This window comes from Aquimarina amphilecti (genome assembly GCF_900109375.1).
Taxonomy (GTDB): Bacteria; Bacteroidota; Bacteroidia; order Flavobacteriales; family Flavobacteriaceae; genus Aquimarina; species Aquimarina amphilecti.
Map to the genome: position 1 here is coordinate 283,569 of NZ_FOAB01000002.1, position 13,956 is coordinate 297,524.

Below are 13,956 nucleotides of genomic sequence, written 5' to 3' on the forward strand. Positions count from 1 at the left end.
TATTCTTTATTCTATTTCTTGTTTACTACCAAGTAATGTGAAATCTAAATGTCTTTTTATTAAATCTGCATTTTTAACTTTTACATATACTTCATCACCTAATTGATAGGTTTTTTTAGAGTTTTGACCAATTACAGCATATTCATCCTGATCAAATATATAATGATCGTCACTCATATCTTTGAGTCTAATCATTCCTTCACATTTATTGCTAATAATTTCTACATAAATACCCCATTCAGTTACCCCAGAAATTACTCCAAGAAATTCCTCATTTTCATGATCCTTCATAAATTTAATCTGCATATACTTTATAGAATCTCTTTCTGCACTAGCAGCTAAATTTTCCATAGAGCTACTATGATTACATCGTTCTTCATATTCTTCTTCTGAAGCTGATTTTCCATTATCTAAATAGTATTGTAGCAAACGATGTGCCATAACATCAGGATAACGTCGTATTGGTGAAGTAAAATGAGAATAATAATCAAAAGCTAACCCATAATGTCCAATATTATGAGTTGTATACTCTGCTTTACTCATACTACGTATTGCTAATGTATCTACAAGATTTTGTTCTTTTTTACCTTGAACATCTTTCAATAATCCATTTAATGAATTCGTTGTAGTCTTACGATCCCTTAAATCTAATTTATAACCGAAACGACCGATTACATTTTGTAATGCTGCTAGTTTTTCATCATTTGGTTCATCATGCACTCTATATATGAAAGTTTTCTTTGGATTTTGTTTTCCAATGAATTCTGCTACCTTTTTATTAGCAAGCAACATAAACTCTTCAATAAGTTTATTAGCGTCCTTAGAAGTCTTAAAAAACACCCCTACTGGATTGTTTTCTTCATTTAAATTAAACTTTACTTCTACTTTATCGAAAGAAATAGCTCCTTCTCCCATACGTTTAGAACGCATAATTTTTGCTAATTCATCCAATTTCAATACCGCATTTGCAATTTTTTCATCTGCTTCATATTCCTTACCTGTAAGAGAAATATCTTTTGGTATAACATTTTTATTAGTTTCTATAATATGCTGAGCTTCTTCATAAGCAAAACGTGCATCTGAATATGTAACAGTTCTACCAAACCATTGATTTTTAATTTCTGCTTTATTATTTAATTCAAAAACAGCTGAAAAAGTATATTTTTCTTCAAGAGGTCTTAATGAACAAGCGTTATTGGATAAAACTTCTGGAAGCATAGGTACTACCCTATCCACTAAATACACAGAAGTAGCTCTTTCATAAGCTTCATCATCCAAAATTGTTCCTGGCTTTACATAATGTGATACATCCGCAATATGTATTCCTATTTCATAATTACCATTTTCTAAAACTTCGAAAGAAAGTGCATCATCAAAATCCTTCGCATCCTTTGGATCAATCGTAAACGTTAGCGTTTTACGCATATCCCTACGTTTCTTAATCTCAGATTCCTGAATAGAAGTATCTAAATCGTTGGCAAAAACTTCTACTTCTTTAGGAAATTCATATGGTAACCCATATTGCGCTAATATTGAATGAATTTCCGTATTATGTTCTCCTGGTTTACCAAGTACTTTTATTACTTTACCAAATGGTGAGTCAGCTTTTTCAGGCCAATCTTCTAATTTAACAAGTACTTTATCTCCATCTTCTGCATCCTTTATTTTATTCTTTGGAATAAAAATATCAGTGTACATCTTAGGATTCTGCATATTTACAAATGCATAATTCTTTTGTATTTCTATAACACCTACAAATTCATGTTTCTTTCTAGAGATGATTCTCGAAATTTCACCTTCACTTTTACCTCTTCGCTTTCTTTTATAAATGTATACCTCTACTTCATCACCATTAAGCGCTTTATTCAGATTATTATTTGGTATAAAAATATCATCTTCTAAATCATCAACTATTACATATCCAGTTCCTTTTGATGTAATCTCTAAGATTCCTGAGTACGTATTAATATTCGGCACAATTTTAAATTTACCTCGTTCTTTTTCTTCTATTTCTTTTTTAGCAGCAAGTTGTGCTAATTTTTTTATAATCTGATTTCTACTACTCGGATCATCTACACCAAATTTAGCAGCGATCTGTTTATAATTAAATGTTTTATTAGGTTCTGATTTAAGTATTTTGAGTATTCCTTGAGTAATGTTTTCTATTTTCGGAGACTTTTTTCCTCTTCTTCTTTTTCTTTTCATTAATGTCTTTTAAATAATATTATATAAAATTACAGCTTATCTTTTAACATATGTTGTTTTGTATATAAACTTTTATTAAATATTGAATATTACTATTGTTTATAGTTAAAAAAATATATTATCTGTAAATCAATTAATTACAAATAATTAATATCAACAAATCTTATTATTTTTCTTAAAATTTACTTAATTTTAATATACCAAGATTGTTATTTATTCGTTTAGGGTAAAGTGTATGATACGTAAAATCAAAAAAATTCATAAGATTATATTCCTATTCTTACTAATATTTTTAGTGGGTATATATTATTCTACAGTTTATATAGGAAATACTATGGATCAGAAAACAGATACCAACGAAAAATCAGAAATCAATGGAGGTATACATTCTGATAAGGAAGCTACACAAATCAACTAATTCTTTTTTTTAGATAATTTGTATATTTAGATAATCTATTACCTGGATTATTTTTATGAAAGATTTTATTACAATTGCAACCTTTACTTATCCAAACGATTATGCAATATTACGACTTCTTTTGGAAAGAGAAGGAATTTCTTATTTTTTTGAAAATGAAACAATGATAGGAGTTTTTCCATTTTACTCCAATGCACTAGGAGGAATTAATCTAAAAATTCATTCAAAAGATAAAATAAGAGTTCAAGAAATAATCGACGATCTTAACTCTAATTCCCATTTAAGAATTATTTAATTCTAATACTTCTATAATTTAATAGTTGTCAACATATATTATATATAATACTTTTTCTTTCTTTAAATTTAAAAAATAAAATAGTGATTATTATGTAGTGTTGATAGCGGTATAACTTTTTTAAATTTTAGTTGTTTATTAAGTTAGATTGATTTTTCACAACTATATTAACAACATATAACATGGTTAAATGATTGAAAATCTTATAAAACTAGATTTTAATTAACAACTGTTGATAGTTTATAAACACATATTTTTATTAATATTTTTACGGAAAAACCATAGTTGATAACAATGAATTAATGTTTAAAAACTTCGCAAGAAAAAGATGGTAATAAATTTTGATTTATGATAAGTAATCCTGTATTCGAATAATAATTAAAATCACCAAAAAAAGTTTCTCAATTTTAAGAACTATTTATTCACATCTAATGTTAACAGACTATAGGGAGTTATTAACATTGGGGTAACATTAAGGTAATTTGTTGGTTTTTTGAACTTTACTTTTTTTGTTTGAATTATCTTTGTCATTAATAAGTAATCTGAAAAATTCTATAAATAATTTAAAATTTAAAAGTTGTGAAAATAGCTATTGGAAATGATCACGCAGGCACTGAATATAAATTTGAGATAATAACATATTTGAAATCTCAGGGAATAGAGGTTGTAAATTATGGTACTGATGAAAATAGTAGTGTAGATTATCCCGATTTTGTTCACCCGGTTGCAAAAGATGTAGATACGAATGCTGTTGATTTTGGAATATTAATATGTGGTAGTGGAAATGGTGTTTCGATGACAGCTAATAAATATAAAAATGTACGTGCGGGTTTATGTTGGACTAAAGAGATCACTGAATTAACTAGATTACATAATAATGCTAACATTATAAGTATTCCAGCTAGATTTACGTCGTTACCGCAAGCTATAGAAATGGTGAAGACATTTTTAGGAACTGATTTTGAAGGAGGTAGACATCAAAATAGAGTAGAAAAAATTTCTATGTGCTAAAACTTTTATATGAGTGATATTCTTTTTCTGACAAAAAGGTTTGATGAACTTTCTACATCTGAATTATATAATGTTTTACGTTTACGTGCTGAGGTTTTTGTTGTAGAACAGGATTGTGTTTATCAAGATGTTGATAATAAAGATCAAAAAGCACTTCATGTTATTGGTTATAAAAATAATAATATTGTAGCGTATACAAGAATTTTCGATGCTGGGGATTATTTTGAAGAAGCAAGTATTGGTAGAGTTGTGGTATCAGAAACTGAAAGAAAATATGGTTATGGGCATGATTTAATAAAGAAAAGTATTGAAGCAATAAAAGAGTTATATAAGAAGAATGATATTAAAATATCTGCACAGTGTTATCTAAAAAAATTCTATGAGAAACATAATTTTAAGCAAATAGGAGAAGAATATTTAGAAGATGGTATTCCTCATATTGCTATGATAAGAGTTTAGTAAATAAAAAGCCAGCTATATTATAGTTGGCTTTTTATTTATAAAGAATATTTAAATTATTTTAAAATTTTCTCATATTTATTTTTATTACTTAAAATTTCTTTACTTTTTTGAATTTCCGGGTTATGCGAAATATAGTAGTCATACAAACCTTCTCTATATGCATAACGTTTTACAATCTCATCTGTAAGTAAATTTTGAATTTCAGTTTTATAAGTATCCAATCCTTTCTCTTTAGAAACTTTTATCGTTGCAATTAATGCATTATAACTATCGGAGATATCAGCATCTAATTTATCTTTTTTAGCAACTTGTAGAGATTTTCTAAGTGATTTTTCAGTCTCGGTCTCATAATTAAATCCACTTTGTTTGACAAAAATTTTGAAATCTTCATAATCTTTATCAGTAAGTTTAAAATTATTAATATCCATATTTTGGTGACTGTAATAATATTTTGTTCCATAATCAAATATGGCATCTGATTGAAGTAATGAAGTTGTTATATTACTAAATTTTGAAGTTTCTAGTTCGATATCTGGCTGAATTCCACCACCATCATATACTGTTCTTCCATTTTTTGTTTTAAAGGCTTTAAAATCTTGTTCATTAATTCGCACGGCTTTATTATTTTCATCACGATTCCAGTAGTCCAAAGCTTGAATACATCTTCCACTAGGTGTATAATAGCGAGAAATAGTTATTTTTAATTGTGTACCGTAGGTTAATTTTTTAGGACGTTGTACTAATCCTTTTCCAAAACTTCTTGCGCCAATAACAACTCCTCTATCCAAATCCTGAATACTCCCCGCGACAATCTCACTAGCAGAAGCGCTCCTACCATTTACTAGGACTACCAAAGGAATATCAGTATCTATAGGTGTTTTTTTCGTAAAATACTCTTTGTTATATTTTTTTACTACTGATTTGGTTGTTGTGATTAACTCACCTTTTGGAACAAATATGTTCGTTACATTTATAGCTTCGCTAAGTAGCCCTCCTGGATTACCTCTAAGATCAAGAATTATTTTATCTGCACCTTTAGCTTTTAGGTCTTTTAATGCAGCTATGGTTTCTAATGAGGCTTTATTATTAAATTTGGATAAAACAATATATCCAGTGTTATCATCTAATAATGTAGAAAATGGAACAGCTTTTACCTCGATTTCTTCACGAGTTAGAATTGTATTTTTTGTTTGATTTTGTCTTTTGTAAGTAATTTCTACTTCAGTTCCACTAGCTCCTTTAAGTAGTTCTCCGGCATCTTCTTCAAAATCTGACACAACTACATCACCAATTTTAATAATTTTGTCTCCGGCTTTAAGACCAGCTTTATCAGCTGGGTAATCTTTATAAGGTTCTACAATAATTATTTTGTCTTTTACAGTTTTTACAGAAGCTCCTATACCTGTATATTCTCCGGCATTTCTAATTTTAGAAGCTTCTACATCTTGTTCATTCCAATATTTTGTATATGGATCAAGATCGTCTAACATAGCTTTAATAGCAGTATCCATAAGTTCTGCAGGATTTGTTTCATCTACATAATTCATGTTTAATTCTTTAAACATTGTAGTGAAAATTTCGATTTGTTTTGCGATTTCAAAAAAATCGGATTTAAAACTTACCGTGGATAGCAGCAAAATAAGTGCAAGAGCAGGATAAAGAATTTTCTTTTTCATATGTTTGATCTTTATTACTAGCAATAAGAAATTGAAAACTATTGTTTTTCAATTTCTTTACTAATGAACTTCTGTAATATTTCTTTTATTTTAGATTCAACAATTATAGAATCTGGCATTTTATTGCCAGTATATAAAAACATAAAAGTAAAGTGATGGGTGGTGTTCTTGCTTACAAGATACTTATTTTTTCTATAACTTTCGCGTAACAAACGTTTAATACGATTACGATCTGGAGCCTTTTTAAAATTACGTTTACTAACAGAAACAGCGGTCTGGATTGTGAAATTTTTTTCTGTAGTAGCTTCTCTATAGATAAGTCGAATAGGGTATTTAGCAATTGATTTGCCTTCAGAAAAAAGAAGTTCTATTTCTTTTTTGCTTTTCAGTCTTTCCTTTATACCAAAAGTCGCTTTCATTATTGGGTAAAAGTACTGATAAGATTTGAAATGAATATTTTGTAAATAAAAAAATCCGGCGTTATTAGTTTAACGCCGGATTTAATTTATAAATTTTAAAAAATTTATTTCTTGTTAAAAACAATTGCTTTTTGCTCAGAAGCAGAGTTTAATTGTAAAATATAATTACCCTGAGCTAAATCATTAACATTAATTTGTTTATTACTATTTAGCACACCATTTTTTAATTGTTTTCCGGTAATACTGAAAACTGTATAATCCAAATCACCTTCTACGAATGAATTTTCTACTACAACATTTAATACATTATTAGTAGGAATAGGCCAAGCTTTAATAGAATTTACAATATTAGGTTGATCAACTACAGAAAGCGTTGATGTTTCTAAGGTTGCTTCATACATACCATTACCGTGAGTACCTATTAAAAGTTTATTGTTAGAAGGCTTATACGCTAAAGCACTTACAACAGCAAAACCAATTTGATTTGGAGCTTCTATTTCCCAATCTTCGTTAACTGGATCTGTAGAACTGTATAATCCTCTAGCAGTACCCACAAAATATCTTACTTCACCACCTACTTCTGTAATTGCAGCCGAACGTATAGAAAATGCATCTAGGTTTCTTTCTGCCACAGTCCAAGTAGGTCTACCAGCAGTGGCATTTGTTGTTACAAAAATATTGGTAACACCATAGTTAGAATATGTAACCATGGCAATATCATTATTATTTGGATTCACTGCAATACCACTAACTACACCAGAAGCACCTGGTGGTGTAACATTTCTTAACGAAGATAAGGTTCTATTTAAAGGGTCGTTTAACTTAAATAATGATCCAGAATCAAGACCTATGAATAAATAACTATCTGTACTATAAGCGCCCCAGCTAGCTACCATTTGTCTAATATTTTCTCCAGAGCGTACTGCACCTAAATCTGTCCAAGTTGCAGATGTAACGGCACTAGATGCATCAGTTCTATATAAAATATCTCTACCGGCATAGTATAATGCATTGTTATTACTAGGGTCCATATAGAAATAGGTTACGAATTGGCTAGTTGCTCCAGTAGGAGTAATTTCTCCTCCATCAGGACAATCTCTAAAAATTCGACCATTCTGAACACCTAAAAAGAAAGGAACACAATCATTATCTCGTGATATAGCTACTGCAACTCCATCTCCACCGAATTGAGTAGACATAGTAGTAAGATCAGGACTGGCATCAAACCCTCCAGCTGTAGTACCATTATCCTGAGCTCCTCCAATTACAATATTTGAACTTGCTTCTGGATCCGTCGCTACATTGTAATATTGATAGGTTTGATAATTATTATTTAAATTAGTCCAAGCAACAATAGCAGCTGTTGCATCAGCTCTATGAACACCTCCATCTGTACCACTAAACAAAATATCTGGATTATTAGGATCAAATTCTAGGGCATGAATATCTGGATGATGTGAATCACCACCACCAAGGTTGTATAAACCATAGCTTTGATTACTAACATAACCTCCAATTCTAACAAACATAGGATCTGTAGTTATATTTTCTATTTTGTATGCATTCGTTCCACCAATAACGACAAAATTTTCATTATCAGGTTTTACATTTACTACAAGATCATAACCTCCTTGTATTGCTATAGGATCATTTCCCGCAAGATCAGCTACAGTATCAGGGTTACCTGGATCTGGATCTGGTTCATCAGGCATTGTATTAGTTCTATCCACCCAACTATCAGAACTATCATTCCATTGCCATAAACCTGCTTCAAATGTTCCGTTAGAAGAATGAAACGCATAAACAACATCTTCATTTGAAGGTGCTACTGCTACCACTATTCTTCCGTTTGATCCAAAGCCAGGAGTTGTGTTTGATCCTATTCTTGTATAAGAACCAACACCTGTTGGTGATTGCCATACTCCATTAGTTGTAGCAGAACTACCGGAAAATGCAGCATATACAATTCCTGTACTAGTAATTGCTAAATCAGAAAAGAAATTTCCTCCAGAATCTAGTTCAACAGTCCAAGTTGTACCATCAAATCTTCTTATTGCTCCACCAGCACCAGCGTATAGATCACCAGTAGTTGGATGCACAGCAATTTTATACATAAAATCAAAAGGAGAATCACTTTCTTCTTGTACAGAAGCAGTACTTGGTAATTGATTCCAAGTTAAACCACTATCAGTAGATTGCCATATTCCTTGACCTAAAAAAGTAGCGCCAGAAGCAGAAGCAGAATTACCTTGACTTTCTCCTGTTCCATAATACCAAATATTTTCAAAACCACTTCTAGGATCTTGAACTATTGTAGTTACATTATGGATTTCATTATTAGATGAAACTTTAGTCCAACTTGCTCCTCCGTCTGTTGTTCTAAAAACTCCACTACTTACTCCTCCTGCAATAATTGTGTTACTAGTAGCATCTGTTCTATCAATCACTAAAGAACGAGTTCTACCACCAAGATTAGAAGGTCCTCTAGATATAAACGTAGCGTCACTTGCTCTTTTAGCATTTTTAGAAATAGATTTAGACATCATATCTCTAGCAAAGAGAGCTTCTTTTTCTTTTTCTTCTTGTGGAATTTTACCTGTATTAGGATTTACCTGAAGGTCAAATTCATGTTTCCATCTTTCTTCCGTAAAGCGACGACGTTCTTCCATCGTCTTTTTTTTCTTTTTTTCTTTTTTAAGAGAAACAAATTTTTTGCTAGTTTGATTTTTAATGTCTTGCTCTTTGTTAAAATAAGTAACAAGGGCTACAAGAGAAATCAAGACTACCGAAATAGGTATAAGTAGTTTTCCTTTTTTCATACGTAATAATTTAATTATACTAACAATTTTTCTTTTAATAATACTTATATATAACAGTTAAGTAATTTAAAACCCTAAAAAATCATAATAAAATATTAAAGAAGCCCAAAATAAGGGCTTTTTTAACAAAAAAACAATGATCTCATTTATTTAACATTAAACGACTTAGAGTCAATATTCAAAAAAGACCCCTACATAAATATTTATGTAGGGGTCTTTTTTGAATATTTTAAGTAAACTATTATTTATTGAGAGAAACTATTATTGTTACTATTTACATCAGCCATTTGTTTAGTAATGTCAATTTCAATTGACTTTATACTAGATTTAGGTTTAGATATATCTAGTGAATAGTTTGGGTTGGTCCATGCCCAATCAGATAAAATTGTACGATTCATATCAGGAAATGGATTGTTTTTATCTTTTCTCATCATTCTTAAAGGAATGTAGAAAGATTCTTTGGTTCCATCCATATATTCTACATACAGATCAATAGGCATTGGCATTAACCCAAGTCGTTCTAGCGTAATTGAAGTAGTATTTTCTTTTTCTGAAACATCTTTTATTCCGTAATCTACTGTATTTGTGGTTTGAGTCCAATCAGTAAGATACCAATCTAATTGTATTCCTGATACCTTTTCCGCTACTCTTTTAAAATCATTAGGTGCAGGATGTTTAAATTTCCATTTATCGAAGTATTTATGAATTGTTTTTGATAAATTTTCATTTCCAATAACATATCCAAGTTGTGCCATAAAAACAGCTCCTTTAGCATATGCAGAAGCACCATAAGCACCATTTCTTGTATAACGATCAGCATGTGTAGATTGTGGTTGTTCTATACCAGAAGTAGCTAATTGAAAATATCCTTGATACATTCCTGCCATAGGGTTTTTTTTATTTTGTTGCATTACCTCATTCATTGCTAGTGTAGAAATATAGCTGGTAAAACCTTCATCCATCCATTCGTGTTTAGCTTCATTGGTAGCTAGGATATGTTGAAACCAAGCATGAGCCATTTCGTGAGCGGTTACCCCTACTAAACTTCCAAAATTTCTTCCACCTGTAATTAAAGTACACATTGCATATTCCATCCCTCCATCTCCTCCTTGGATAATTGAGTATTGATCATACGGATATTTTCCAATTGTAGCACTAAAATATTTCATTAGCTCTACAGATTTAGGTTGTAATTTCTTCCAGTTTTCTAGATATTCTTCTTTGTTTTTATATAAAAAATGAAGTACAGGTCCGTTGGGAACTTGAACTACATCATGTATATATTCTGGATCAGCTGCCCAAGTAAAATCGTGTACATTTGGGGCGATAAAGTGCCAAGAAAGTTTTTTTCCTTTACGTTTTACTTTAGTTCCGGGTTTTTCATAACCATACCCTATTTCTTGTGGGTTTTGAAGATAACCTGAACCTCCTATTATATAATTTTTATCAATATTTATAGTAACATCAAAGTTACCCCATACACCATGAAATTCTCGAGCGATATAAGGGTCAGCGTGCCAACCTTCAAAATCATACTCAGCCATTTTAGGATACCATTGTGTCATTGATAATGCTATATCTTCTTTACTATTACGTCCAGAACGGCGTATTTGATTAGGAACTTGACCATCAAAACTCATAGAAAATGTAGTTTTTTCTCCAGGAGCAATAGGCTTATTGAGTTGAACTTCTAGAACAGTTCCTGCTACTTTATAGGTTACTTTTTTTCCATTTTGTTTTAAAGAAGATATTTTTATGTACCCTATTTCTTCTGGAGTAAGTTTACTAATTCTATCCATTACCCTTGGATCTGGATCTTCAATATTTCTTGAACGTACATCCATTTCACTTCCTGGCTGAAACGCATTAAAATATAGGTGATAAAATACTTGATATAATGAATCAGGTGAATTGTTTGTATATACAAGTTCTTGTGTTCCTTTGTACTGGTAGTTTTCAACATTCATGTCTACGTTCATCTTATAATCAACATGTTGTTGCCAGTAGCTGGTATTATTTTGTGCCGAAACACCTAAAACGGATAATAAAAATCCAATAGAGAATATTTTAGAGATCATTTTATTGTTTTTTATTTAGATAATTTTTCAGCCAAAATCAAGGCATTATATAAGTTTACCATTTTACCAGATTTAGATAATTCTGTAAACTTATTAGATTTAGTCGAATCTCCACCAACCATTACAGTTGAGGTTGTACTTAATCCACTATCCATTAATATTTGTTTTACTTGAGAAGCTTTTAATTTTGGGTAATAAGATCTAATAAGAGCCGCAACGCCAGAAACTGCTGGAGCAGCCATGGATGTTCCTTGGAGATACTCGTAAGTATTAGACGGGGTAGTAGCCCATATTTTAACTCCAGGAGCAAAAGCATCTACATTATTTTTTCCATAATTGGAGAAATTAGCAACAAGATTAGAGCCATATTCATAGTTTAGAGCACCTATTGTAATAAAATTGTTAGAAATTTCAGATGAATTATCTGTTTGATCATTAGGGTATACTTTTTTCTGATCTAAATCTAACCCTTCATTACCAGCCGCATTAACAATTAACACATCTTTTTCTCCTGCATATATAACAGCTTCTCTAACCCATTCTGGATGTGTAGAATAGTATTTACCAAAACTTGTGTTTATAACTTTAGCACCATTGTCTACGGCATATCTAATTGCTAATGCAATATCTTTATCATATTCATCACCGTTAGGGACAGCTCTGATTGCCATAATCTTTACATTTTTTGCTATACCATTAACTCCTTTTCCATTATTACGCTCTGAAGCTATAATTCCAGAAACATGGGTTCCATGCTTTATGCCTTCTTTATCCGGGTTTGGTCCCATTACATTATTATTTCCGTAATTAGTATCAGCTACATCATCTACATTATCACCAACTTTTGTTCTTCCATCAAAATCTACATTAAGGTGGTAGTTTAATTGTTCTGTAAAATAATCAACACCATCATCTAAGTTTTTAATAAAATCTGGTATAGTATCGCCTTCTTCCAGAAAACCAAACATATGAGAAAGTAAAGCAACATGTTGTTGCATTTCTGGAGTATCAGCTTTTATGGCAAGTAATTCTTGTTGAGAATAATTTTCTTTACCAATTACTGAACTAATTTTTTTATGAGACGGTTTTACTTGTTGTAAGATCTGTTCATATTGTGTTTTACTGCCAATTGCTTGTTGGTATTCTTTTTCCAATTCAGCTTTAGCTTCAATATACATTTGATATTCTTCTTTATCAGAAGCATCAACTGAAGCTAAGTTTTTACCTGTATATTTAGGTTTTAATTTTTTTACAATTCTGGTATATTCTAAATTTTCATTTTCAGAATCTCCAAGAAAATTCCAACCATGAATGTCATCTACATATCCGTTTTGATCATCATCTTTTCCGTTATTTTTAATTTCTTTAGGGTTTGACCAGATTACACCGTCTAGATCTTCGTGTTCAATATCAACACCACTATCAATAACTCCTACAATTACAGTTTGGCCTTGTTTGTTTTTGATTAACTCATTATACGCTCTATCCACACTCATTCCTGGAATAGTGTCCTTTGTTAAATCAGCAGAGTTCCAGTTTTTTAATTGAGTCTCTGTTAATACTACATTTTTTAACGGAATTGTATCAATATTTTCTATTGGAGTGGAAACTATCGAAGGAGCACCACAACTACTTAGTAATATTGAAGAAGTAATCGAGGCAACGAGTAATTTATTAGACTTGGCAATCATAGAATTTTTAATTAAATATTTCATTACAAGTAAAAGTTTCTTTGTATCGTACACCTTTTTCAGTTTGTTGTACGGTAATTAATTCATTATGTGCATCGTGTTCCATAAACAGATACCAATTATTTAAGGCCGCATTTTCCAAAAATAATTTTTTCTCAGGTAATGTTAGTAATGGCCTAGTATCATACCCCATAACATAGGGTAGTGGAACATGACCGGCTGTAGGCAGTAGATCTGCCATAAACACAATCGTTTTTTCTTTATATTTTATATGTGGGATCATTTGTTTTTCTGTGTGACCATCTACAAATAATACGCCAAAACCCAATTCAGTGTTTTTTTGAAATGTTTCTCCTGTTCTAGAAACAAAATGAAGATGCCCACTTTCTTGAATTGGAAGAATATTTTCTTTTAAAAAAGAGGCTTTTTCCCTAGCATTTGGTTCTGTGGCCCAATCCCAATGATTATTATTACTCCATATCTTAGCATTTTTAAAAGCTACTTCATATCCTGTTTTGTTTTTATTCCATTGTACAACACCTCCGCAATGGTCAAAATGTAAATGTGTAATAAAAACATCTGTAATATCATCTCTGTTAAACCCTTTTTCTTTAAGAGATTTATCTAAACTATCGTCACCCCAGAGAGAATAATATCCAAAAAATTTGTCGGACTGTTTATTTCCCATCCCAGAATCAATAAGAATCAATCGATCTCCATCTTCAATTAATAAACATCTTGCAGCAATATCTATTAGATTATTAGAATCAGCGGGATTGGTTTTATTCCACAGGACTTTGGGAACGACACCAAACATGGCGCCACCATCAAGTTTAAAGTTTCCTGCTTTTACAGCATGTAATTTCATAATTGGTATAAAAA

The 13,956-nt window shown here is 30.8% G+C and carries 11 protein-coding genes; 4 read left to right on the forward strand and 7 right to left on the reverse strand.

The features are described from left to right. Positions 1–6: 6 nt before the first annotated feature. Entirely contained in the window at positions 7–2,205 is a 2,199-nt protein-coding gene (rnr, locus tag BMY33_RS05590; protein WP_091406515.1) for a ribonuclease R, read from the reverse strand. Between the two features lie 235 nt (positions 2,206–2,440). On the opposite strand from rnr, the gene BMY33_RS05595 reads away from it, so the two are divergent. The 4 genes from BMY33_RS05595 (at position 2,441) to BMY33_RS05610 (ending at position 4,388) form a co-directional block, all read left to right on the forward strand. Further along, positions 2,441–2,623, forward strand: coding sequence for a hypothetical protein (locus tag BMY33_RS05595; protein ID WP_091406517.1), 183 nt, complete (start codon positions 2,441–2,443; stop codon positions 2,621–2,623). 55 nt (positions 2,624–2,678) lie between these two features. Continuing rightward, a complete protein-coding gene (locus BMY33_RS05600) occupies positions 2,679–2,918 on the forward strand; it encodes a hypothetical protein (protein ID WP_027394514.1) in 240 nt (79 codons plus the stop codon). 579 nt (positions 2,919–3,497) lie between these two features. Then, positions 3,498–3,929: a ribose 5-phosphate isomerase B gene (gene rpiB, locus BMY33_RS05605; protein WP_091406519.1), complete on the forward strand. Its 432-nt coding sequence runs from the start codon at positions 3,498–3,500 to the stop codon at positions 3,927–3,929. 9 nt (positions 3,930–3,938) lie between these two features. Then, positions 3,939–4,388, forward strand: coding sequence for a GNAT family N-acetyltransferase (locus BMY33_RS05610; protein WP_170837015.1), 450 nt, complete (start codon positions 3,939–3,941; stop codon positions 4,386–4,388). A gap of 56 nt (positions 4,389–4,444) precedes the next feature. On the opposite strand, the gene BMY33_RS05615 is transcribed toward BMY33_RS05610, so the two are convergent. From BMY33_RS05615 to BMY33_RS05640, 6 genes are all read right to left on the reverse strand, one after another. Further along, on the reverse strand, positions 4,445–6,067 hold the full coding sequence (locus BMY33_RS05615; protein WP_091406521.1) for a S41 family peptidase: 1,623 nt from the start codon (positions 6,065–6,067) through the stop codon (positions 4,445–4,447). A gap of 38 nt (positions 6,068–6,105) precedes the next feature. Continuing rightward, the gene (gene rnpA / locus BMY33_RS05620) at positions 6,106–6,486 is read right to left on the reverse strand and encodes a ribonuclease P protein component (protein WP_091406522.1); all 381 of its coding nucleotides are present in this window, start codon (positions 6,484–6,486) and stop codon (positions 6,106–6,108) included. A gap of 104 nt (positions 6,487–6,590) precedes the next feature. Continuing rightward, complete coding sequence (locus tag BMY33_RS05625) at positions 6,591–9,305, reverse strand: T9SS type A sorting domain-containing protein (RefSeq protein WP_091406524.1); 2,715 nt, start codon at positions 9,303–9,305, stop codon at positions 6,591–6,593. Between the two features lie 245 nt (positions 9,306–9,550). After that, positions 9,551–11,383 (reverse strand): M1 family metallopeptidase, encoded by a 1,833-nt coding sequence (locus BMY33_RS05630; protein ID WP_091406525.1) that lies wholly within the window; start codon positions 11,381–11,383, stop codon positions 9,551–9,553. An 11-nt stretch (positions 11,384–11,394) separates the two neighbouring features. After that, positions 11,395–13,098, reverse strand: coding sequence for a S8 family peptidase (locus BMY33_RS05635; protein WP_244542984.1), 1,704 nt, complete (start codon positions 13,096–13,098; stop codon positions 11,395–11,397). Beyond that, the gene (locus BMY33_RS05640) at positions 13,082–13,942 is read right to left on the reverse strand and encodes an MBL fold metallo-hydrolase (RefSeq protein ID WP_091406527.1); all 861 of its coding nucleotides are present in this window, start codon (positions 13,940–13,942) and stop codon (positions 13,082–13,084) included. The genes BMY33_RS05635 and BMY33_RS05640 overlap by 17 nt, the downstream gene beginning before the upstream one ends. Positions 13,943–13,956: the final 14 nt, after the last annotated feature.